The 23,619-nt window shown below is 65.1% G+C and carries 17 protein-coding genes; 10 read left to right on the plus strand and 7 right to left on the minus strand.

Annotation, left to right across the window (positions count from 1 at the left end; all coding sequences use genetic code 11):
- The first annotated feature begins 133 nt into the window (after positions 1-133).
- Positions 134-550 (plus strand): Spy/CpxP family protein refolding chaperone, encoded by a 417-nt coding sequence (locus ACYUME_RS18950; protein ID WP_279888169.1) that lies wholly within the window; start codon positions 134-136, stop codon positions 548-550.
- A gap of 66 nt (positions 551-616) precedes the next feature.
- Positions 617-1,948, plus strand: a complete 1,332-nt coding sequence (locus ACYUME_RS18955; protein ID WP_460416277.1) for a sensor histidine kinase — start codon at positions 617-619, stop codon at positions 1,946-1,948.
- Positions 1,949-2,053: 105 nt separating this feature from the next.
- Here the strand turns inward: ACYUME_RS18955 and ACYUME_RS18960 are convergent, their stop codons facing one another.
- Complete coding sequence (locus ACYUME_RS18960; protein ID WP_460416278.1) at positions 2,054-2,611, minus strand: NAD(P)H nitroreductase; 558 nt, start codon at positions 2,609-2,611, stop codon at positions 2,054-2,056.
- 169 nt (positions 2,612-2,780) lie between these two features.
- On the opposite strand from ACYUME_RS18960, the gene ACYUME_RS18965 reads away from it, so the two are divergent.
- A complete protein-coding gene (locus ACYUME_RS18965) occupies positions 2,781-4,235 on the plus strand; it encodes a TrkH family potassium uptake protein (protein WP_460416279.1) in 1,455 nt (484 codons plus the stop codon).
- On the opposite strand, the gene ACYUME_RS18970 is transcribed toward ACYUME_RS18965, so the two are convergent.
- Positions 4,192-5,238 (minus strand): AraC family transcriptional regulator, encoded by a 1,047-nt coding sequence (locus ACYUME_RS18970; protein WP_279888176.1) that lies wholly within the window; start codon positions 5,236-5,238, stop codon positions 4,192-4,194. The two genes, ACYUME_RS18965 and ACYUME_RS18970, sit on opposite strands and share 44 nt — an antisense overlap.
- A gap of 156 nt (positions 5,239-5,394) precedes the next feature.
- Between ACYUME_RS18970 and ACYUME_RS18975 the strand changes: the two genes are divergently transcribed.
- Positions 5,395-5,706, plus strand: a complete 312-nt coding sequence (locus ACYUME_RS18975; protein WP_279888177.1) for an Mpo1-like protein — start codon at positions 5,395-5,397, stop codon at positions 5,704-5,706.
- Positions 5,707-5,808: 102 nt separating this feature from the next.
- The gene (locus tag ACYUME_RS18980; RefSeq protein ID WP_279888179.1) at positions 5,809-6,393 is read left to right on the plus strand and encodes an HD domain-containing protein; all 585 of its coding nucleotides are present in this window, start codon (positions 5,809-5,811) and stop codon (positions 6,391-6,393) included.
- A 171-nt stretch (positions 6,394-6,564) separates the two neighbouring features.
- Here ACYUME_RS18980 and ACYUME_RS18985 read toward each other — a convergent pair whose 3' ends face one another.
- Positions 6,565-7,380 carry a UDP-2,3-diacylglucosamine diphosphatase gene (locus ACYUME_RS18985; RefSeq protein ID WP_460416281.1) on the minus strand — a complete coding sequence of 272 codons (816 nt, stop codon included), beginning with the start codon at positions 7,378-7,380 and terminating at the stop codon, positions 6,565-6,567.
- Between the two features lie 135 nt (positions 7,381-7,515).
- Here ACYUME_RS18985 and ACYUME_RS18990 point away from each other — a divergent pair, with 135 nt between their 5' ends.
- Both ACYUME_RS18990 and ACYUME_RS18995 read left to right on the plus strand, forming a co-directional pair.
- On the plus strand, positions 7,516-8,283 hold the full coding sequence (locus tag ACYUME_RS18990; protein WP_460416283.1) for a helix-turn-helix transcriptional regulator: 768 nt from the start codon (positions 7,516-7,518) through the stop codon (positions 8,281-8,283).
- 178 nt (positions 8,284-8,461) lie between these two features.
- The gene (locus ACYUME_RS18995) at positions 8,462-9,349 is read left to right on the plus strand and encodes a DMT family transporter (protein WP_460416284.1); all 888 of its coding nucleotides are present in this window, start codon (positions 8,462-8,464) and stop codon (positions 9,347-9,349) included.
- On the opposite strand, the gene ACYUME_RS19000 is transcribed toward ACYUME_RS18995, so the two are convergent.
- Positions 9,350-9,631, minus strand: coding sequence for an Rdx family protein (locus tag ACYUME_RS19000; RefSeq protein ID WP_460416285.1), 282 nt, complete (start codon positions 9,629-9,631; stop codon positions 9,350-9,352). It abuts the gene before it with no gap.
- A 66-nt stretch (positions 9,632-9,697) separates the two neighbouring features.
- On the opposite strand from ACYUME_RS19000, the gene ACYUME_RS19005 reads away from it, so the two are divergent.
- On the plus strand, positions 9,698-11,884 hold the full coding sequence (locus ACYUME_RS19005) for a patatin-like phospholipase family protein (RefSeq protein ID WP_460416287.1): 2,187 nt from the start codon (positions 9,698-9,700) through the stop codon (positions 11,882-11,884).
- An 86-nt stretch (positions 11,885-11,970) separates the two neighbouring features.
- Here the strand turns inward: ACYUME_RS19005 and ACYUME_RS19010 are convergent, their stop codons facing one another.
- A complete protein-coding gene (locus ACYUME_RS19010) occupies positions 11,971-12,408 on the minus strand; it encodes a MarR family transcriptional regulator (RefSeq protein WP_217849147.1) in 438 nt (145 codons plus the stop codon).
- A gap of 138 nt (positions 12,409-12,546) precedes the next feature.
- Complete coding sequence (gene recQ / locus ACYUME_RS19015) at positions 12,547-14,694, minus strand: DNA helicase RecQ (RefSeq protein WP_460416288.1); 2,148 nt, start codon at positions 14,692-14,694, stop codon at positions 12,547-12,549.
- A 244-nt stretch (positions 14,695-14,938) separates the two neighbouring features.
- Between recQ and ACYUME_RS19020 the strand changes: the two genes are divergently transcribed.
- Entirely contained in the window at positions 14,939-15,526 is a 588-nt protein-coding gene (locus ACYUME_RS19020; protein ID WP_134690972.1) for a YecA/YgfB family protein, read from the plus strand.
- The gene (locus tag ACYUME_RS19025; protein WP_460419395.1) at positions 15,523-15,900 is read left to right on the plus strand and encodes a YbaN family protein; all 378 of its coding nucleotides are present in this window, start codon (positions 15,523-15,525) and stop codon (positions 15,898-15,900) included. The genes ACYUME_RS19020 and ACYUME_RS19025 overlap by 4 nt, the downstream gene beginning before the upstream one ends.
- Before the next feature lie 198 nt (positions 15,901-16,098).
- Here the strand turns inward: ACYUME_RS19025 and ACYUME_RS19030 are convergent, their stop codons facing one another.
- Positions 16,099-23,205, minus strand: a complete 7,107-nt coding sequence (locus ACYUME_RS19030) for a retention module-containing protein (protein ID WP_460416290.1) — start codon at positions 23,203-23,205, stop codon at positions 16,099-16,101.
- Between the last annotated feature and the right edge of the window lie 414 nt (positions 23,206-23,619).

Here is a 23,619-nt window from a genome sequence, read left to right on the forward strand (position 1 = left end):
CCGCTCCTACAGGATCCGCACGGCGGCTACCGCCAACTTTACGCTGTCTTTACCCTCGCCTGACCGCCCTTGACCTTGATCTCCCTAGACTGGGCTCATCCGGTAACCACCGGCCCCTGAAAGGAGAGACACCATGCGCAAGACCCTTATCGCCCTGATGTTCGCCGCCGCCCTGCCGACCGTGGCCATGGCCATGCCCGAAGGTGGCCCGCGCCACGACGGCCCGCATCACCGCGGTGACGCGCCTTTCGCCCAGCTGGACCTGAGCCGCGACCAACGCCAGCAGATCGGCAAGCTGATGGGCGAACAGATGAAGCAACGCCGCGATATCACCGAGCGTTACATCGACAAGTTGCCGGCCGCCGAGCAGAAAGCCCTGAAGGACGAGCTCAAGGCCAGCCACGACAAGACCGAAGGTCAGATCCGCGCACTGCTCAAGCCAGAGCAGCAGAAGAAGTTCGACGACCTGCAGAAAGAGCGCGCCGCGCGCAAGGCCGAATGGAAGGAGTTCCAGGCCTGGAAGGCTGAAAAAGCCGGCAAGGCCCAGTAAGCTGTCTGCCGATGCCCGGCCCGCCCCAAAGCGGGCCGGGCCTTGGCCATTTCCTGGAGGTGCTTCTTGCGTTCACTGTTCTGGCGCATCCTGGCCAGTTTCTGGCTGGCCATCGCCCTGGTCGCCGGGCTGTCGATCCTGCTTGGGCACATGCTCAACCAGGACACCTGGATCCTCAGCCGCCACCCGGGCCTGAGCAACCTGGCCAGCCACTGGGCCCAACACTACGAGCAGGAAGGCCTGGAGTCGTCGCAGCGCTTCCTCGAAAGACGCAAGCAGCGCTACAAGATCGACGTGCAGGTGCTGGACGACAGCGGCGACGCGGTGGTGCCCGGCACCTTCCCGCGCCGCGCCGCCGCCTTCGAGGCACGCCAGCACAACGACGAACGCCGCCTGCCCTGGCGCCGCCTGACCGAGGAATACACCAGCCCCGGCAGCGGCGAAACCTACCTGCTGATCTACCGCATTCCACACCCGGAGCTGGCAGCCTGGCATCGCGAGAGCCTGATCTGGCCGCTCAGCGCCTTGGGCATAGCCCTGGTGGTGCTGACACTGTTCAGCCTGCTGGTCACCCTGTCGATCACCCGCCCGCTCAGCCGCCTGCGCGGTGCCGTGCACGACCTGGGGCAGACCAGCTACCAGCAGAACAGCCTGGCGCGCCTGGCCGTGCGTCGCGACGAGTTCGGCGTGCTGGCCAACGACTTCAACAAGATGGGCGCGCGCCTGCAAAGCCTGATCGGCAGCCAACGCCAGCTGCTGCGCGATGTCTCCCACGAACTGCGATCACCGTTGGCGCGCCTGCGCATCGCCCTGGCCCTGGCCGAGCGCGCCGAACCGGAGCAGCGCCAGGCATTGTGGCCGCGCCTGACCCGCGAGTGCGACCGCCTGGAGGACCTGATCAGCGAGATCCTGGTACTGGCCCGAGTGGATGCCGAACAGGCCCATGCCGAATCCGTGGACCTCAATGCCTTGCTTGGCGGCGTGCGCAAGGACGCCCAGCTGGCCGCGCCCGAGCAGGAGGTACGGTTGGAGATGCAACCCGGGCTGACCTTGCAGGGCTGGCCGACCTTGATCGAGCGGGCGCTGGACAATCTGTTGCGCAATGCCTTGCGCTTCAATCCGGCAGGACAGCCGATCGAGGTGCATGCCCGCCGCGAGCAGGATCGCATCGTGCTGAGCGTACGCGACCATGGGCCTGGGGTGGCGGCAGAACATCTGGCGCAGCTGGGCGAACCGTTCTTCCGGGCACCGGGACAGGAGACGCCGGGGCATGGACTGGGGCTGGCGATCGCACGCAAGGCGGCGGAGCGCCATGGCGGCAGCCTGGTGCTGGGCAATCATTCGCAGGGTGGGTTCATCGCGACGCTGGAGCTGCCTTGCAATGTGAGTACTGCCTGATGTTTCTCGGGGCTGCCTTGCAGCCCATCGCGAGTAAACCCGCTCCCATAAATCCTGTGGGAGCGGGTTTACCCGCGATGGGCCGCAGAGCGGCCCCGCCTCACATCACTCACCCCAGGCGCTGACGTACTGGGCGGTCTCCAGGACCGGCGCCGTGCGCGGCTCGCCGACAGGCGTGCCGACATACAGGTAACCGATCACTTCTTCATTCGCCTGCAGCCCCAACCCCTTGCGCACATGGGCATCGAACGCCATGTCGCCGGTGCGCCACACCGCGCCGATACCCTGAGCATGGGCGGCGATCAGGATGCCATGAGCGGCGCAGCCGGCGGCCAGTTGCTGCTCGATCTTCGGTACTTTGAAATGGTCCTGCAGCTTGGCGACCACCACGATCAGCAGCGGCGCCCGCAGCGGCATCGCCCGGGCCTTGTCGAGCGCGGCCTGGGTTGCATCGCCCTTGGCCTGCACCGCTTCGGCGAACAACTCGCCGAGCTTCTCGCGGCCCTGCCCCTCGATGGTCAGGAAGCGCCAGGGACGCAGTTGGCCATGATCCGGCGCCCGCAACGCGGCCTGGAACAGCGCCTCGCGCTGGGCGGCATTGGGCGCAGGTTCAGTCAGGCGTGGCACGGAAACACGGTTGAGCAATGCATCGAGAGCCTCCATCGGCTACCCTCCTGGCAGATTGAAAGTGCGGCCATTCTCAAGCTGCAAGCATCAAGCTGCAAGCCACAAGAAAAACAGCCTTCGCAAGCCTCATTGGTGCTTGACGCTTGCAGCTTGCAACTTGCGCCTTAAAATGGCGCCCTTTCCGTAGCGAGTCAGAGCAGATCACATGGCGTTGCCGACCTTAAGGATCATTGGTTTCATCATCGGCATCTTCCTGATCACCCTGGCGGTGAGCATGGTGGTGCCCATGGCGACCCTGGTGGTCTTCGAACGCACCGGCGACATGCCCTCGTTCCTCTGGTCCAGCCTCATCACCTTCATCGCCGGGCTCGGCCTGGTGGTGCCGGGTCGCCCCGAACATGTGCACCTGCGCCCTCGCGACATGTACCTGCTGACCGTCAGCAGCTGGCTGGTGGTGTGCGTGTTCGCCGCCCTGCCCTTCCTGCTCACCCAGCACATCAGCTACACCGATGCCTTCTTCGAAAGCATGTCCGGCATCACCGCCACCGGCGCCACCGTGCTCAGCGGGCTGGACAACATGTCGCCGGGCATCCTGATGTGGCGCTCGATGCTGCACTGGCTGGGCGGCATCGGTTTCATCGGCATGGCGGTGGCGATCCTGCCGCTGCTGCGCATCGGCGGCATGCGCCTGTTCCAGACCGAGTCCTCCGACCGCTCGGAGAAGGTCATGCCGCGCTCGCACATGGTGGCCAAGTCGATCGTCGCGGTGTACGTCGGCATCACCGTGCTCGGCAGCCTGGCCTTCTGGTGGGCCGGCATGAGCCCGTTCGACGCGATCAACCATGCCATGTCGGCGATCTCCACCGGTGGTTTCTCCACCTCCGACCAGTCGCTGGCCAAGTGGGACATTCCGGCGGTGCATTGGGTCGCGGTGGTGGTGATGATCATGGGCAGCGTGCCCTTCACCCTGTACGTGGCCACCCTGCGCGGCCACCGCAGGGCGCTGATCAAGGACCAGCAGGTGCAGGGCCTGCTCCTGATGCTGGTGGGCACCTGGCTGGTGCTCGGCACTTGGTACTGGGCCACGACCAACCTGCACTGGCTGGACGCCCTGCGCCACGTGGCGCTGAACGTCACCTCGGTGGTCACCACCACCGGCTTCGCCCTGGGCGACTACAGCATGTGGGGCAACTTCTCGCTGATGCTGTTCTTCTACCTCGGCTTCGTCGGCGGCTGCTCCGGCTCCACGGCCGGCGGCATCAAGATCTTCCGTTTCCAGGTCGCCTACATCCTGCTCAAGGCCAACCTCAACCAGCTGATCCACCCTCGGGCGGTGATCAAGCAGAAGTACAACGGCCATCGCCTCGACGAAGAGATCGTGCGCTCGATCCTGACCTTCTCGTTCTTCTTCGCCTTCACCATCTGCTTCATCGCCCTGCTGCTGTCGCTGCTGGGCGTGGACTGGATGACCGCGCTGACCGGCGCAGCTGGCACGGTATCCGGCGTGGGACCGGGCCTCGGCGAGGTGATCGGCCCGGCCGGCAACTACGCCAGCCTGCCGGACGCCGCCAAGTGGATCCTGGCGGGTGGCATGCTGCTGGGCCGCCTGGAGATCATCACGGTGCTGGTATTGTGCATGCCGGCGTTCTGGCGCCACTGACCGCCAACCGCGCGCGGTACTCGCTCGGGGTGGCGTCGAACCAGCGGCGGAACGCCCGATAGAAGTTGCTCGGGTCGGCGAAGCCCAGCAGGTAGGCGGTTTCCAGCAAAGTGGTGCCAGGCTGGGCGAGGTACTGCTCGGCCAGTTCGCGGCGGGTATCGTCGAGCAAGGTCTGGAAGCTGGTGCCCTCGTCCTGCAGGCGCCGCTGCAAGGTACGCTGGGACAGGTGCAGGGCATGGGCCACCGTTTCGCGCTTGGGCTCGCCCTGCGGCAGGATGCGGCACAGCACCTGGCGCACCCGATGGGTCACGCGGCTTTCCGAAAAGCGCGCCAGGTATTCCCCGGCGAAACGATCGTGCAGCACCGCCATCGCCTCGTTGGCGGTGGGCAACGGCGCTTCCATGTCGGCGCGCTCGAACACCAGCGCGTCATGGGCCGCGCCGAACTGCAACGGGGCATGGAAGGCCACCCGGTACGGCTCGACATGCTTGGGCTGCCCCCCCTGGATCAACACACGTCGCGGCTGGATCGGCCGCCCGCTGAGCCAGGTGCACAGCGCCAGCGCGCAGGCCAGCGAGGCCTCGGCGCTATGCCGGGTGGGAGGGAGGTGATCACCGTGCACGGTCAACACCAGGGCGTAGCCGTCGGGCTCACGGCGAAAGCTCAGCTCCGCGCTTTCGGCGATGATCCGCTGATAGCGCACCAGGCGCTCGAACCCTTCGGCCAGGGTGCGGCTGGACATCAGCGCGTACCCCACCACGTGAAACGAGGCCGGGCGTACCACCCGTGCCATGTTCAGGCCGATGGCTTCATTGCCCGACAGATCGACCGCCAGTTGCCACAGCCGGGTCATGGCATCCTGGGGAAAGCGCGCATCCGGATCGTCCAGCGCGGCGAAATCGAGGCCCAGCTGCTTGAACATGGCCTGGCAATCGAGCCCTTCCAGCTCGAGCGCCTTGACGATCCCTGATGCCCAGCTGGCTGACGTGGTTCTCTCACTCATGACAGGCTTCTTATGCTGACCGCTCCTGCGGTGAATCGAAAGGATAGTCAATTGGCGCTTATTGTCACTGGTCACCGCCCCTCGTGACTCTAGACTCGATTCAGGCTCCACGCCGTGTATCCTGTTGCAAGACCCGCAGATTCGGAAACCCTCGCCATGACCAGCACCGTGCAGTTCCGCAGTTTTGCCGAGTTCTATCCCTACTATCTGGGCGAGCACAGCAACCCCACGTGCCGACGCCTGCATTTCATCGGCACCAGCCTGGTGATCGCCCTGCTCGCCTACAGCATCGGCAGCGGCAAGTGGCCGTTGCTGCTGGCCGTTCCGCTGGCCGGCTATGGTTTCGCCTGGGTCGGGCACTTTTTCTTCGAGAAGAACCGCCCGGCCACCTTCACCCACCCCTGGTACAGCCTGGTCGGCGACTTCGCGATGTTCCGCGACATCTTGCTGGGCCGCATCAGCCTCTGAATCGGCCCGCAAGGCCAGGTTCGCGTCTCGCCTGGCCACTGCCAAAGCCACGGCCCTGGCCAACACTGCCGGCAGACTCCCGATACGAGTGGCCTCGACGCGATGAACAAGCAAGCGAACTTCAGCCACATGCGCGATGGCACCGCCCAGGACTGGGCGATCATCGCCGACGACTTCCGCGCCTATGCCCGCCAGCTGCCACAGCGCATTGTTGCGCACCTGCGCCTGCTCGATGGCGACTTCGGCGGTTTTCCCATCGATCGCCTGAGCCACTCCCTGCAGACCGCCACCCGCGCCTACCGTGACGGTCGTGACGAGGAATACGTGGTCTGTGCGCTGCTGCACGACATCGGCGACACCCTGGGCAGCTACAACCATCCGGATATCGCGGCGGCGATCCTCAAGCCCTTCGTCAGCGCCGAGAACCTGTGGATGATCGAAAAGCACGGGATCTTCCAGGGCTACTACTTCTTCCACCACCTGGGCATGGACCGGCACCTGCGCGAGCAATTCAGCGACCACCCGCAGTACCAGCGGACCATCGAATTCTGCGCACGCTACGATGCCGCGGCATTCGACCCGGATTACCAGAGCCTGCCGCTGTCGTTCTTCGAGCCGATGATGGAGCGGGTGTTCGCCCAGCCCAGGCAATCGATATACAAGGCGGCCTTGAAGGCCTCAGCCTGATTCTGGGTCCCCGTCACCTGTAGGAGCGGCCTTGTGTCGCGAAAGGGCTGCGCAGCAGCCCCAGGATCTTGGGTATGTCTCAAGTTGGTCGGGGCTGCTGCGCAGCCCGTTCGCGACACAAGGCCGCTCCTACAAGGACTGCGCATGACCTGAAGAGGCGCGCAAGCCGACCTAGGCCGGCTCGCCCAGCTCCGCCAGCCGCGACGCGGCTTCGCGCGCCTGGGCATCGGCAAACCGGTATAGCTCGATCCGCCCGTCCCAGTGCTCGATCAGCGCCGTGCATGACTCCACCCAGTCGCCACAGTTGAGGTACTCCACCTCGCCCACCTGACGGATCTCGGCATGGTGAATGTGCCCGCATACCACGCCCTGGAAGCCGCGCCGGGTGCATTCGTGGGCAATCGCGTCCTCGAAGTCGCTGATGAAATTCACCGCGCCCTTGACCTTGTGCTTCAGGTACGCCGACAGCGACCAGTAACCGTAGCCATAGCGCGCACGCCAATGGTTGAGCCAACGGTTGAGCACCAGGGTGAACTCGTAGGCGCGATCGCCCAGGAAAGCCAGCCAGCGGTGATAGCGGGTGATCACGTCGAACTGGTCACCGTGGATCACCAGCAGGCGCCGGCCATCCGCGGTCAGGTGCTCGGCCTCGTCGACCAAGTGGATGTTGCCGAGGATCAGTTTCGAGTATCGACGCAGGAACTCGTCATGGTTGCCGGTGACGTAGATCACCTCGGTGCCGCGCTTGCTCATGGTCAACAGGCGGCGGATGACATTGGTGTGCGCCTGCGGCCAGTAGATGCCGCCGCGCAGTTTCCAGCCATCGATGATGTCGCCGACCAGATAGATGCGGTCCGCCTGGTGGCCCTTGAGAAAGTGCGACAGGTGCTCGGCCTGACAGTCGCGGGTGCCCAGGTGCACATCGGAGATCCACAAGGTGCGCACCCGCTGCTTGCGCGAAGGGCGAAGAGGTTCGGCTTGGGTCATGAGCAGGCTCCGGCGCTGTTTGCTGGAGACTGGCAGGCGCAGGTGACAGGTTGGTGGCAGTCCGATGACCATCCTGAACCGGCGTCGCGCGCGGCGCAGGGTGTACACTGCTGCCCTGCCCCGCGAGGACTCACCATGACCACCGGCCCATTGCTGTCGCTGCGCCGCTACCGCCATGACCTGATCGCCCACAGCCACGATCACCCACAGCTGGTGTTCGGCCTCGGCGGGCGCCTGGATTTCGAGGTCGATGGCCGTGGCGGACAAGTCGACCGCCAGGACTTGATGGTGGTGCCAGCCGGCGCCCACCACGCCTGCGGCAGCCCCGGTGGCAGCCGTTGCCTGGTGCTGGACATTCCAGGCGAGCCCTGGCTCGCCGAACACCTTGGCGAGCATGCCGACGACAGCCGCCGCCTGCTCGATCACCCCGGTGCGCTGGCCCTGGACAGTCGCCAGCAGCAATTGGTGGACTGGCTGGCCGCAAGCCCCGTGGACGACCCGCTGATCGCCCGGCAAGGTGCCGTGCTGCTGCTGGCCAGCCTCAATGCCAGGGCCGGCGCCCCGGTGCAGGCCAGCAGGCGGTTGCCCTATGCCGCCTTCGACGCCCATATCGAACAATGCGCCGCCTACCCCTTGCAGGTGGCCGACCTGGCGCGACTGGCCGGACTCTCCAGCGCGCGCTTGCACGCCCGGTTCGTCGGCGAGACCGGCATGACCCCCATGGATTACATCCGCCAGCGGCGGCTGCTGATGGCGCGGCAGTTGCTGCGCGAGAGCCTGCTGCCGGTGGGCGAGATCGCCGCGCGCGTGGGGTATGGCTCGCAGAGCGCCTTCAGCGCCGCGGTGCTGCGGGCATTCGGTTGTACGCCGCTGGCGTTGCGGCGCGAGTCTGGCGACAACTGACGCGAGGTGGGCGACAGACACCCACAGACCAGGCTCTTACACTGACCGCCAAGATCTTCTCTGCCTGCTCCGTCCTTTTCGCGGGTAAACCCGCTCCCACAGGCCAACGCGAAATCTGTGGGAGCGGGTTTACCCGCGAAGAGGCCGGCACAGGCACCTGCGAATGCAAAGGACCACCATGAACCACCGCACCGCCCTCGGCGCCTTGCACATCGGCGCGCTGTTCTTCGGCCTGACCGGCGTCTTCGGCAAGCTGGCCGCCAGCGCCAGCCCCTCGATCATCGTCTTCGGCCGTGCCGCGTTCGCGGTGCTGGCGCTGGGCCTGTTCGCCAGCCTCGCACGCCAGGCCTGGCAACCGCTGCATGGCCAGGACCTGCGCCGCCTGTTGCTCGGCGGCCTGCTGCTGGCCGGGCATTGGGTGAGCTTCTTCATCGCGGTCAAGGTCGGTGGCGTGGCGATCGCCACCCTCGGTTTCGCCAGCTTTCCGGCCTTCACGGTGATCCTCGAAAGCCTGCTGTTCCGTGAGCGCATCCGTCGCAACGAAGCGATCCTGGTGCTGCTGGTGAGCATCGGCCTGGTTCTGGTGACACCAGAGTTCAACCTGGCCAGCAATGCCACTGGCGGGCTGCTCTGGGCGCTGCTGTCGGGGTTGCTGTTCTCGCTGCTGTCACTGACCAACCGCGCCGGCTCCGGGCGCCTGCCGGCGGTGCAGGCGGCGCTGTGGCAGAACCTGGTGGTGACCGTCTGCCTGCTGCCCCTCGCCGCGCCGGGCCTGGCCGCCGTGGCGCCGATGGACTGGCTGTGGATCGCCCTGCTCGGCATTTTCTGCACCGGCATCGCCCATAGCCTGTTCGTCGCCAGCCTGGCGGTGATCAAGGCGCGAACCGCGGCGATGGTGTTCACCCTGGAACCGGTCTATGGCATTGCCGTGGCCTGGGTCGTGTTCGCCGAGCAACCGACCCTGCGCATGCTCGCCGGTGGCGCGTTGATCATCTTCGCCATCGCGCTGTCCAGCCGCATGGCCGCCGAGCAGCCGGCAAGGCCGACAGCGGCCGAAGGCGCCTGATCAACGATCGTTGTGCCCCAGGTCGCGCTGCGGATCGATCTGGTCGCGCACACGCTGCTTGAGCACCTTGGCCTCGGGGAAACCACCGTCGGCCTTGCGCTCCCAGAGCTGCACGCCATCGCAGGTGATGCGAAAGACGCCACCGGTGCCAGGCTCCAGTGCCACCTGGCCGAGGTCGTCGGCGAAGGTGCTGAGCAGCTCCTGGGCCAGCCAGGCCGCGCGCAGCAGCCACTGGCACTGCGTGCAATATGTAATGACAATTCGCGGTTTGCTGTCGGCCATGTCGCGCAACTCCAGGTAAGGGGCCGCTTATACTACCGGTCTTTACCCTCAGGTTTGAGACTCACGATGCGCCGCCTGCTGTTCTGCCTTTTGCTGACGCTCACTTCCTTCGGCGTGCTTGCCGCCGAGGCATCCCGGCCAAAGATCGGCCTGGTACTGTCCGGTGGGGCCGCCCGCGGCCTGGCCCATATCGGTGTGCTCAAGGCGCTGGAGGAGCAAGGCGTGCGTATCGACGCCATCGCCGGCACCAGCATGGGCGCGGTGGTCGGCGGGCTGTACGCCTCCGGCTACAGCATCGCCGAACTGGAGAAGCTCGCCACCACGCTGGACTGGCAACAGGCCCTGTCCGACGCCCCGCCGCGCAAGGATGTGCCGTTCAGGCGCAAGCAGGATGACCGTGACTTTCTGGTCAAGCAGAAGCTGAGCTTTCGCGACGACGGCAGCCTTGGCCTGCCGCTGGGCGTGATCCAGGGCCAGAATCTGGCCTTGCTGCTGGAAAGCAAGCTGGCCCACACCGCCGACATCCGCGACTTCGACAAGCTGCCGATTCCGTTCCGGGCCGTGGCCACCGACATCACCACGGGCGAGAAAGTGGTCTTCAGCCGCGGCCATCTGCCCCAGGTGATCCGCGCCAGCATGTCGATACCCGCGGTGTTCGCTCCCGTCGAGCTCGGTGGACGCCTGTTGGTCGATGGCGGCATGACCGACAACATCCCGGTGGACGTGGTGCGCGAGATGGGCGTGGACCTGGCCATCGTCGTCGACATCGGTACGCCGCTGCGCAACCGCAAACAACTGGCCACGGTGGTCGATGTGCTCAACCAGTCGATCACCCTGATGACCCGACGCAATTCCGAGGAGCAGTTGGCCACGCTGCGCCGCGAGGACATCCTGGTGCAACCGCCGCTGGCCAGCTTCGGCGTCACCGACTTCGGCCGTGCCCAGGACATGATCGACGCAGGCTACCGCGCCACCCGCGCCCTGGATCCACGGCTGGCGTCGCTCCGCCAGGCCGAGGGCGACAGCAACCTGGCGGTGGCACGTTCGCCAAAGCTGCGCACGCCGATCATTACCGCCATCAAGGTGGAGAACGACTCCAAGGTCAGCGACGATGTGATCCGCTACTACGTCCGCCAGCCGATCGGCGAACCACTGGACCTCGACCGCCTGCAGACCGACATGGGGACGCTGTACGGATTGGACTACTTCGACCAGGTGCAATATCGCGTGACGCACAAAGGCGATGAGCACACCCTGGTCATCAACGCCCGTGGCCGGCGTGGCGGCACCGACTATCTGCGCCTGGGCCTGAACCTGTCCGATGATCTGCGTGGTGACAGTGCCTTCAACCTGGGTGCCAGCTACCGGGTCAACGGCATCAACCGGCTCGGCGCGGAATGGCTGACCCGCGCGCAGATCGGTGACGAGCAGGAACTGTACAGCGAGTTCTACCAGCCACTGGACGTGGGCTCACGCTACTTCATCGCCCCCTACCTGGCCCTGGGCTCGCAGAACGTCGAGGCCACCCTGGACAACGACCCGGTCGCCGAGTACCGCCTGGAGCGCTATGGCTTCGGCCTCAACGTCGGGCGGCAGATCGGCACCTACGGCGAGGTACGCCTGGGCGTGGGCAAGGCCTGGGGCAACGCCGAGGTGCGCATCGGCGACCAGGACCTGCCCAAGGTCAGCTTCAACGAGGGGTTCTACGAGCTGAAGTATTCCTTCGACACCTTCGACAACGTCTACTTCCCCCACAGTGGCGAAGAGATCGGCCTGACCGTGCGCAAGTACGACAAGTCGCTGGACTCGGACGAAAACTACCGACAGTGGCTGTTGAATCTGGACAAGGCCTTCAGCAGCGGGCCGAACACCCTGGTGCTGGGCGGACGCTACGGGCGCACCCTGGATGAGGCCGAAGTGGTCACTTCCAGCTTCGTATTCGGCGGTGCCCGGCAACTGTCGGGCTTCCGCCAGGACTCGATTTCCGGGCAGAACATGAGCCTGCTGCGCATGGTCTACTACCGGCGCCTGACGCCACGGGCCTACCTGCCGCTGGACTTCCCGCTGTACCTGGGCGGGTCGCTGGAACGCGGACGGGCATGGAACAACGACAATGAGTTCGACAGCGGCTACATCAACGCCGCGAGCATATTCCTGGGGCTGGAGACGCCGCTGGGGCCGCTGAACCTGAGCTATGGGGCCAACGATGCCCATGAGAAGGCGGTTTACCTGAACCTGGGGCATACCTTCTAAGCTGCAAGCTGCAAGAAAAAGCGGACCGCGTAGATAAACCGATCCGCTTTTTCTTGAAGCTTGCAGCTTGAAGCTTGCAGCTGCGGTCAGGACTTCTCGAGATTACCCAGGATCTTCGCATGCACCCGCATGCACACTTCCATGTCGGCCTCGTCGATGCCGGTGAACAACTCGACCCGCAAGGCGTTGGCAATGGTCTCGATCTGCTCGATCAACGGCTTGGCCGGCGGGCACAGCAGGATCTTCTTGGCGCGGCGATCTTCCATCACCGCCTGGCGACGCACCAGGCCCTGGCTTTCCAGACTGTCCAGCAGGCGGGCCAGCGTCGGACCTTCGACGCCCACGCTCTGGGCCAGCTCGCGCTGGGTCGGCGCCTCGTCGAATCGCGCCAGGTGCAACAGCACCAGCCAGCGCGCTTGCGAGAGATTGAGCCCGGCCAGGCGGCGATCCAGTTCGGCACGCCAACCCCGGGACATCTGGGCCAGCTGCATGCCGAAACGGTGTTGGTTGTCAGTCAAGGGCATAAGCAACTCAATGAATAGAACTAATTATTAGTCAGCTAATCATGCCCCGAGCGATCAGGCAAGGCTCAGCGCTGCCGAAATGACTGATATCGATGTAAGCGTATGACAAAGATCAGCAATTGGCGCAAATGCCAGCGCTCAGAGTTCGAACTCCACCGCCAGTGCCGCGCGCACGCAGTGCAGCACACCTTCGGGCACTCGCTGGCCAAACAGCGGCGCCACGGTGGACACCGCAGGCAGCTCGCCCTCACCGTCGAGGAAGGCATCCTGCACCTCCATCATCAGCTCTTCCGGCAGGTCCAGCGCCTGCTCCAGGCTCAGTTCCTGGCGGCCGATGGCCTCGGCCAGCAGGCCATAGACGTTCTTCTCGCTGCAGTTCAACTGCCCGGCGATCTGCGCCGGGGTCATGCCGGCGCGGGCCAGGCTGACCAGTTCGTGGCGCAGGTCGAGCACCACCTTCGGCGCCTCCTCGGTGCCACCGGCGCCATTGAGCACTTCGAGGAAAGCCTGGCCGTAGCGCTCCAGCTTGCGCGCGCCGACGCCACTGACCTGGGCCATGTCGCTGAGGCTGGTGGGCATGCTGCGCAGCATCTCCAGCAGGGTGGAGTCGGGGAAGATGACGTAGGGCGGTACGCTGTGCTCCTCGGCCAACTTGCGCCGCAGGGTGCGCAGCGCTTCCCACAGCTCGCGCTCCTCGGCCCGCACCAGCTGGCTCGCCGGGCTGCCACCACTGCCGCCGGACGACTTGGCCACCGTCTGCGGCTTGAGATCACGGCGCAGCTGCAGGTTCACCTCGCCGCGTAACAGCGGTCGGCAGCTGTCGGACAGGCGCAGGCCGCCATAGCCCTCCAGATCGATGTCCACCAGCCCACGAGCCACCAACTGGCGGAACAGCGAGCGCCACTCGGCCTCGGCCAGCGCCTTGCCGACGCCGAACACCGACAGCTTCTCGTGGCCGAAATTGCGCACTTTCTCGGTGTCCTTGCCCAGCAGCACGTCGACCAGGTGACCGACGCCGTAGCGCTGGCCGGTGCGGAACACCGTCGACAGCGCCTGGCGCGCGGGCTCGGTGGCGTCCCAGGTCTGCACCTGGTCGACACAGTTGTCGCAGTGGCCGCAGGGTTGCTCGAGTACCTCGTCGAAGTACGCCAGCAGCGACTGGCGGCGGCAGCGGGTTTCCTCACACAGCGCCAGCATGGCGTCGAGCTTGTGCTGCTCGATGCGCTTGTGACGCTCGTCGCCCTCGGAGTTCTGCAGCATCTGCTTGAGCATCACCATGTCCTGCAGGCCGTAGGCCATCCAGGCGTCCGAGGGCAGGCCGTCGCGGCCGGCGCGGCCGGTCTCCTGGTAATAGGCCTCGAGCGACTTGGGCAGGTCGAGGTGGGCGACGAAGCGCACGTTGGGTTTGTCGATGCCCATGCCGAAGGCGATGGTGGCGACCATGATCAGCCCTTCCTCGTTGAGGAAACGGTGCTGGTTGGCGGCGCGGGTCTCGGCGGCCAGGCCTGCGTGGTACGGCAGTGCCGGGAAGCCCTGGTCGCAGAGGAACGCTGCGGTCTCGTCGACCTTCTTGCGCGACAGGCAATAGACGATGCCAGCGTTGCCGCGGCGCTCGCCGAGGAAGGCCATCAACTGCTTGCGCGGCGACTCCTTGGGCACGATGCGGTAGAAGATGTTCGGTCGGTCGAAGCTCGACAGGAAGCGCTCGGCACACTGCAGGTGCAGGCGCTGGACGATCTCCTCGCGGGTACGCATGTCGGCGGTGGCGGTCAGGGCGATGCGCGGCACGTGGGGGAACAGCTCGGCGAGCTGACCCAACTGCAGGTATTCCGGGCGGAAGTCGTGGCCCCATTGCGACACGCAGTGGGCCTCGTCGATGGCGAACAGGGCGATGTCCAGGTCGCGCAGGAACTCCAGCATGCGCGGTTGCACCAGGCGCTCGGGGGCCAGGTAGAGCATCTTCACTTCACCACGGCGCAGGCGACCGGCCAGCTCGCGCTGCTGCTCGGCGCTGAGGGTGGAGTTCAGCGCGGCGGCGGCCACCCCTAGCTCGTCGAGGGTGGCGACCTGATCGTCCATCAGCGCGATCAGCGGCGACACCACCACCGTCAGGCCCGGACGCAACAACCCCGGCACCTGGAAGCACAACGACTTGCCGCCGCCGGTGGGCATCAGCACCAGGGCGTCGCCGCCACCTGCCACGCATTCGATGATCGCTGCCTGGCGCCCGCGGAAACTGTCGTAACCGAAGACATCCTTGAGGACGCGCTGAGCCTGTTCGAGCATTTGCCACTCCAAAATCGCCGTACCATCCTGGACTCAGGCTGGACGATAAATCCGCCGCGCACACATCGAATGCGTAAGCGGTTTTTGCCGGATGGCCGCAAAACGCCACCGGGCACGAAAAACCGCAGAGTATACCCGACTGCCCCTCCCCCGGCATGCCCCGGTGACAGACGTTCCCTTTGCCCCTCGGCTGCCGCAAGGTGCTAGAATCCACTATCGTTTATTCCCCCAAGGTAGCCCTGTAATGTCCTTCGCCGAGCAACTGACCCGCCTGCAAGCCTTCCTCGACGCCGATGAGCTGCACGAAGAAGCGCTGGACTACGTCGCCGCCCACGGCTACCTGACCGCGCTGTCGATCTGCTCGGAGGAAGTACCCGAACGCGAATGGATCGACGCGCTGTTCGCCGAAGAACCCCATTACGCCAGCGATGCCCAGCGCACCGAGATCGAGGCCACCCTGGTCGCCCTCAAGGGCCACATCGCCCGCCAGCTGGCCAGCGACGAGGAATTCGACCTGCCTTGCGAGCTGGACCTGACCGACGAGCCGGACGACTCCGACCTGCGTGGCTGGTGCATCGGCTTCATGGAAGGCGTGTTCCTGCGTGAAGAGGCCTGGTTCGAGAACGCCGAGGAAGAAGTCAGCGAGATGCTGCTGCCGATCATGGTCGGCTCGGGCTTGTTCGACGAGCAGCCGGAGTTCGCCGACATCGCCAGCAACGCCAACCTGCAGGACGACATGATCGTGCAGATTCCCGAGGCACTCAGCGCGCTGTTCCTGCTGCTGCACGCGCCGGAAGAAAAACCTGCCCTGCTCAAGCCACGTCACCACTGATCGCGGTGGTGCGCTACCTGCTGCTGGCCATCGGCTGGCTCAGCGTCGCGCTGGGGGTGGCCGGGATCTTCCTGCCGGTCTTGCCCACCACCCCGTTCCTGCTGCTGGCGGCGGCCTGCTTCGCCCGAAGCTCGCCGCGCTTTCACCACTGGTTGGTGAATCATCCGCAACTCGGGCCGTGGATCCGTGACTACCTCAGCGGCGAGGGGATTCCGCTGCGGGGCAAGGTCTATGCGATCGGCCTGATGTGGGCCAGCATCGGGCTGTCCTGCTACCTGGTGCCGTTGTTCTGGGCACGGGTGTTCATGCTGACCAGCGCGGTGCTGGTCAGCCTCTACATCCTCAAGCAGAAGACCTTGCAGCGACCGAATTGAGCCGGATGGCCAAGCACAATCCCCCTGTAGGAGCGGCCTTGCCGAGGCGTCGGACCGGTCGGAAAGGGGCGCGAAGCGGCCCCAGGATTTCAGCATTGATGCAAAGATCGCCGGGGCCGCTTTGCGGCCCTTTCGCGACACAAGGCCGCTCCTACAGGGGAATGCGTAACAGCACGCCTCGGTTCATCTCCCCGCCGCTTACACCGTATCCACCTTCAACGAATGATCATTGAGCATGCCGTTGATGATGGTCGCCGTGTCATGCCCCGATGCGATCACCCCGCCCGCCCCGGCCGAGACCCCGTAGTGCTGCGCCAGATCCACCCCGGCCAGGTCGATGGTCTGGGTCGGTGCCGCGCCAGCGACACTGCTGACCTGAATGGTCGACACGACATTCGCGCCGCTACCACTGACCTTGAACTGCAGGTAATCGTCCAGCGAAGCACTGGTGGCGCTCTCGCCCTGCAGCAACTGCGACAGGTCCAGCCGGTCACTGCCCGGAGTGAAGTCGGTCACGGTGTCATGCCCCGTGTCGCCCTTCTGCCAGACGAAGGTGTCGTTGCCGCTGCCACCGGTCAGCATATCGTCACCGGGCCCACCGATCAGGATGTCGTTGCCGGCACCGCCCTTGAGCACGTCATTGCCCGCCCCGCCGTTGAGCACATTGTCGCCGTCATTGCCGATCAGCGTGTCGTTGTAGTCGGAGCCGACCAGGTTCTCGATGCCGGTCAGGGTGTCCAGGCCCGCACCTACGGTGTTCTGCTGACCGACATGGCTCAGGTCGACGGTCACGCCGCTACCGGCCCTGGCATAGCTGGCGGTGTCGTTGCCCGCCCCACCGTCGAGCAGGTCATTGCCCGGTCCGCCGATCAGCAGGTCGTCACCTTCACCGCCATACAGGCTGTTGTTGCCGCTGCCAGCCACCAGCACATCGTTGCCAGCACCGCCGTGCAAGGTGGCATCCCCCGCTCCGGCCAGCAGCACGTCGTCCGCCGCGGTGCCCGTGAGCACATTGCCGGACTGGTAGGTGATGTCCACCGCGCCGGTGGCCGTGCCGCCATGGTTGTCGCTGACGGTGTAGCTACCGTGATAGACGTCATTGCTGGCGTTGCTGTAGTCCACCACCATGCTCAGTTTGTAGTTCTCGGCGGCCTTGCTGTTGCCGGAGGCGTTCTCGGTGTTGATCACATGGATGCTGTACACCCCGTCATGGCTGGCGGTGAAGCTGCCACCATCGGCAATGGTCTGGTAACTGCCGCTGGCATCCTTCCACTCCATCAGCAGGTTGCCGGCGGGGCGGTCATGATCGAGGGTCAGGGTCTCGCCCTTGCGCAGGGTGACCGTCAGCGTGTCCTCGTCATTGGCATTGCTGGTACTGATCGAGCCCAGGTAGCCCGCGACCACCAGCGCCGCCGTCATGGTGCCGTTGAGGCTGGTGAACTCGCTGCGGGCCAGGTCGCGGAACTGGTTCTCGGCCCTGTTGGGGGTCGCGTCGAACTTGATGGTCTGCGCCTGCGTGCCAGCGGTGAATCCCGCCCCCTTGTCGCCGAAGCCGGTATTGAAGGTGATGGGCGCGGCACTGAGCCGGTCGTGGTCCGGGTCGCTGTCGTTGGCCAGCAGGGCTTCTGCCGGCACGGTCACCGTGGCCCCTGCAATGTTGGTGATGATGTGGTCGGCGCCAGCCACCGGCGCGCCATTGCTGTTGATATGCACCGTCAGGCTGGCACTGCGGGTGTCGCCGTCGTTGTCGCTGGCGGTAAAGCCGATCTTCTCCACCTGCCCGCTGCCGTTGTCCTTCGGCGGCGTATAGGTGAAATCGCCACTGTCCATGTTCACCACCAGGGTGCCGCCCAGACCGGTCTTGATGTTCAGGCTGTTGCTGACGGTATCGAACGACGCCTTGTCCGCGCCGCCACTGACCGAGTAGCCGCCTTGCCCGCCATTGGCCTTGGGATCGTAGGTATAGGTGGTGCCATCCACCAGCAATGCCTTGATGAAGCCGCCGTCGGCGCCGAAGTCGCCGCCGCTCATCAGGCTGCCGGTGATCGGTGCGCCCTGCACCGTGCCGGAGAGCACCGCGCTGAGCTGGCTGAGATCGGTGACCACCACCGAGTTGGTGTCGGTATGGCTGCTGCCGTCATAGGCCAACGGGTTGAGGTTGCCTTCGTTGACGCCGCTGCCCATGCCGATGGCGTAGGACTTGATGCCATTGCTGTCGAGGAAGGTTTCCCAGGCGGCCTCGCGCGGCGCCGTCATGGCGTGGCCGTTGGTGGGCTCGCCGTCGGAGAAGAAGTAGCTGATGTTCTGCGCCCCCACCAGCTTGCCGGTGGTGGCGAAGGCTTCCTGGGCCTTGGTGGCCGCCGAGTCGTAGTAGGTCGAGCCGCCAGGGGTGAGCCCGGCGATCAGGCTCTTGGCCTCGCTGATCGAGACCCATATCGGCGTCTTCACCTCGGCGCCGGTGCCGAAGGTGACGATCTGCACCTTGATGTCGCCCATTTCGTCGTACTTGTCGAGCAAGGCGTTGATGGCCTGCTTGGCCAGCTCCAGGCGGGTCAGTCCCGGCACGCCTGAGCCTGCGGCCATGCTGCTGGAAACATCCACCACCAGCAGGATGTTGGAGTCCACCTGGCCCGGGGTGATGCTGCGCACCGCGCATTCGACCTTCGGCACATCGTCGACGATGTTGATGGCGATGGTGCTGGTCACGCTGTTGCCCAGCGCATCGGTGGCCTTGTAGGTGAAGTACTCGTTGACGGTGTTGGCCCCATCGTTGGCACCGCCCGGCGTCTTGGGCGCCGAGGTCAGGGTGTAGGTGTAGGAGCCATCGGCGTTGAGCTGGATCTGACCGTACTGGCCTACGGCATTGCCAACCAGACTGTAGGTCAATGCGCCAACGCCACCACCAACCGATCCCACCAGGCTGCCGGACGCCGTTTCACCGCTTGAGCCGGGCTCGCTGCCGGTCACGGTGCCGGCGGCCAGATCATTGCCATCCTTGTGCAGGTCCAGGGCTTTCTCGTAGACAGTGACATCGCTGTCCTCGCAGGCAACCAGCTTGCTGTCCTGCACATGGATGCGGATGGTAGTGGTGCTCTCGTCGCCATCAGCGTCGCGGATGGTGTAGACGAAACTGTCGGTCGCCCCGGCGGGCGGCACACTATCGGGGTTGGCGTGATAGGTGGCATTGCCCTGGCTGTCCAGGGTCAGGTAGCCGTACTGGCCGACGATCGTCTCGCCCACATGGCCGCTGGCTGCAGTCGAAGTATCGGAACCTGCGCGCACCCCGACCACGTATTGCCCGTCGGCACGCACGTCAGCGCCGATCACATCGTTGTCCAGCACATTGCCGCTGACGCTGCCGCCCTCCTTGACCGACGCCTCGTCGCAATGGGCCTTGGGCACGTCGTCGACGATGTTGATGACGATGGTGCTGGTGGTCGAGTTGCCCAGCGAGTCCTTGACCTCGTAGGTGAAACTCTCGGTCACGACGTTCGGGCCATCATTGGCGTGGTTGGGCGAATTGGCTGCGGACGTCAGGGTATAGGCGTAGGAGCCATCGGCATTGAGCTGGATCTGACCGTACTGACCTGCGGCATTGCCAACCAGGGTGAAGGTCAAGGCGCCGATGCCCCCGCTGATCGAGCCGGCCAGCGAGCCGCTGGTGGTCTCCGCGCTGGAGTGCGGATCGCTGCCGGTGACAGTGCCTGCGGCCAGGTCGTTGCCGTCCTTGACCAGGTCGAGCGCCTTCTCGTAGACCTTGGCCGTGTCGTCCGGGCAGGCGACCAGCGAGATGTCGTGCACGTTGATGGTGATGGTGGTGGTGCTTTCGTCACCGTCGGCGTCGCGGATGGTGTAGACGAACACATCCGTGGCCCCGGCCGGCGCCACGCTGTTTGGGTTGGCGTGATAGGTGGCGTTGCCCTGGGCGTCGAGGGTCAGGTAGCCGTACTGCCCGGCCACATTGCTGCCCAGCTGGCCAATGGCCGAGGTGGAAGTGTCGGAGCCGGCCCGCACGCCGACCACGTACTTGCCATCGGCAGGCACGTCCGCGCCGATCACATCGTTGACCAGCACATTGCCACTGACGCTGCCGCCCTCGTAGACGTTGACGAAGTCGCTGTGGGCCTTGGGTACATCGTCGACGATGCTGACCACGATGGTGCTGGTGGTCGTATTGCCCAGCGAGTCCTTCACTTGGTAAGTGAAGGATTCTGTCAGCACATTCGGACCATCGTTGACATGACTCGGCGAGTTGGGCGCGGATGTCAGGGTGTAGGTATAGGTACCATCGGCATTGAGCTGGATCTGGCCATACTGGCCGGTGGCGCTGCCGACCAGGCTGAAGGTCAAGGCACCGATGCCCCCGCTGACCGATCCGGCCAGCGAGCCGCCCGTGGTCTCCGCGTTCGATTGCGGATCGCTGCCGGTGACAGTGCCCGCGGCCAGGTCGTTGCCGTCCTTGACCAGATCGAGCGCCTTCTCGTAGACCTTGGCCGTATCGTCCGGGCAAGCGACCAGCGAGTTGTCGTGCACATTGATGGTGATGGTGGTGGTGCTTTCGTCACCGTCGGCGTCGCGGATGGTGTAGACGAACACATCCGTGGCCCCGGCCGGCGCCACGCTGTTTGGGTTGGCGTGATAGGTGGCGTTGCCCTGGGCGTCGAGGGTCAGGTAACCGTACTGCCCGGCCACATTGCTACCCAGCTGGCCAATGGCCGAGGTGGAGGTGTCGGAGCCTGCCCGCACGCCGACCACGTACTTGCCATCGGCGGGCACGTCCGCGCCGATCACATCGTTGACCAGCACATTGCCACTGACGCTGCCGCCCTCGTAGACATTGGCAAAGTCGCTGTAGGCCTTGGGCACATCGTCGACGATGTTGATGACGATGGTGCTGGTGGTCGAGTTGCCCAGCGAGTCCTTCACCTCGTAGGTGAAGGACTCTGTCAGCACATTCGGGCCGTCGTTGACATGGTTCGGCGAGTTGGGCGCGGATGTCAGGGTGTAGGTATAGGTGCCATCGGCATTGAGCTGGATCTGGCCGTATTGACCGGTCGCGTTGCCGACCAGGGTAAAGGTCAAGGCCCCGACCCCACCACTGACCGATCCGGCCAGCGAGCCGCTGGCGGTTTCGCCGGTCGACCCTGGTTCGCTGCCTGTGACCGTGCCACCAGCCAGGTCGTTGCCGTCCTTGTTCAGGTCCAGCGCTTTCTCGTAGACCGTGACCTCGCTGTCCGGCCCGGCGATCAGCGAGCAATCGCGCACGTCGATGGTGATGGTGGTGGTGCTTTCGTCGCCATCGTTGTCGCGCACGGTATAGACGAACACATCGCTCGCCCCGGCCGGCGCCACGCTGTTGGGGTTGGCGTGATAGGTAGCATTGCCCTGGGCGTCGAGGGTCAAGTAGCCGTACTGGCCCTGGATCGGATTGCCGAGGTTGCCGCTGGCCGAGGTGGAGGTATCGGAACCGGCACGCACGCCGACCACATAACGACCGTCGGCCCTCAGGTCGGCGCCGGAAACGTCATTGTCCAGCACATTGCCACTGACCGTGCCGCCCTCGGCGACACTGGCCGAGTCCGGGTTGGCCTTGGGCAGGTCATCGATGATGTTGACGTCCAGCGAACCGTTGGCCGTGCTGCCATCAGTGTCCGTGGCGGTGACGGTGAAGTGCTCGGAAAGGCTGTTGGCACCGTCGCCGTTGGCATGGTTTTCATTGTCCAGCAGGGTGTAGCTGTAGCTCACCACCCCGGTGGCCGCGTTGTAGCCGGTGATGGTCAGGGTATTGCCCAACGCCGTGGTGATCGACTGCGGGAAGCTCGCCGCCACGCCGCCGCTGACCACCGTGATGCCACCGACGCTCAGGCTCTGCAGGCCATCCGGCGCGGTGACCGTGAAGGTGCCGCTCTGGGTCAGGGCACCGCTGTTCGGTGCGCTGCCGTCGGCCAGGTTCTTCTCGTAGACCGTCAGCTCGCCACCGTTGACGTCCAGGCCGCCAAGGGTTACCGGATCATCGAGGTTGGTGACATTGAGGGTCAGCGTCGCCGTGCTGGTATCGCCGTCGGCGTCCTTCAACGTGTAGCTGAAGGTCTCCACGCCACTGCCGCCGCCGTGCAGGTTCTTGAAGTCAGGGTCGTCCGTGTTGAGGGTGTAGGTGTAGGAACCGTCCGCTGCCAGCACCAGCGTGCCATAGGTGCCGACAAAGGTCCCGGCCACCACCGGGCCACTGGGGATACGGTCGGCGCCCTGGATGTCGTTATCCAGCACGTTGCCGGTGAGTTCCACATGCTGCTCGGTGGCGGTGACGGCATTGCTGTCGTTCACGGCCCTGGGCACGTCGTCGCGAATGATCACATCCAGGGTGCCGCTGGCCACATCGCCGTCGGTATCGCTGACCAGCACCGGGAAGTGCTCGCCCAGGGAATTGCTGCCCGCGCCATCCGGGTGCTGCTCTGCGCCGGTCAGGGTATAGCTGTAGCTCACCACGCCGGTGGTCGGGTTGTAGCCGGTGATGGTCAGCACGTTGCCCAGCCCAGTGACGATGGACTGACCGACGCCAGTCACCACGCCACCCGTGACGACGTTGATGCCCCCCACGCTGAGGTTGAACACGCCGTCGGGCGCGACGACCGTGAAGCTGCCGGACTGGGTCAGCGCCGCCGGGTTGCTGGCCGAACCCTGCTGCAGATTGGCCTCGTCCAGGGTCAGTTCGGCGGGGCTGACATCCAGCCCCTGGAGGCTGACGGGATTGTCAGGTGGTAGCGGGTTGTCCTGCAGCGGCGCTCGGTCGTCATTGCCGTCGAGCGCACCAAGTTCGCGGTTGGCCAGTTCGGGAATACCGTTGAACCCCGCCGTGGGGAATCCGATGGTCGGATCCACCCGTCCGGCGACCTCGGTCAGGATCACGAAACTATGCCCGCCGCCGAGCGCGCCCGCCACGCCAGTGGGATTGCCACCCGCCGCGGTCGCCTCGCCTTCCTGCGTCGGGTCGGCCCCGGCGGCGATGGCGCGCTGCAACTGCTCGACATCGCTGAGCTGGGCCTCGCTGGGCGCCGAGTCCGGCGCCTGTACATGGGGCGCGCGATTGGCCAGCAGGTCGGGGGTCATCTCCAGGCTGCTGCCACGGCCCAGGGTAAGTTCGGCGCCGTTGTGCAAGCGAACGGCCACCGCGCCGGCGCTGCCGGTCTCCAGCTGCTCGCCGGCGAACAGGCGGTCGCCCTCCACCAGCGCACGGCGATGGCCGTCGTCACTTACCGCGAATACCTGGCCGACTACCTTGCTGACCACACCGACTAATTTAGCCATGAGCGTACGCCTCCCCTGCCGATGGGTTTTTCGCAGTTCAAGGCTGGTCGGGTAGTAGATCCCACAACGTTCCGGGTTCACGGATCGTTGCTGTCACGTTCGTGAGAAAACACGCTCCTTGTGACGACTGCCGCGATAGAGAAGATGGTGAATGGCCATTATTTAGTGCCATTTTTTTGTCGCCAAATTCCGCTTTCGCCTTCCTCCCCTGTCTCCTTAGCTGCAAAAAATCTGGAACTTTCTCCGAGGCCCGAAAATCGCTTGTCCCAGCCAATTCCCGTAACCACCTGAATGAAACAATGTCCCGGATTTCTTAGACCGCATAAGTTTTTTTTTGCATATAACTTATGAAAAAATCTTCTTAGCTCGCCCGTTAAATGTTCTTAGCTCTGTTGTTACAAACCTGAAACGGTT

Source organism: Pseudomonas sp. microsymbiont 2 (genome assembly GCF_054788395.1).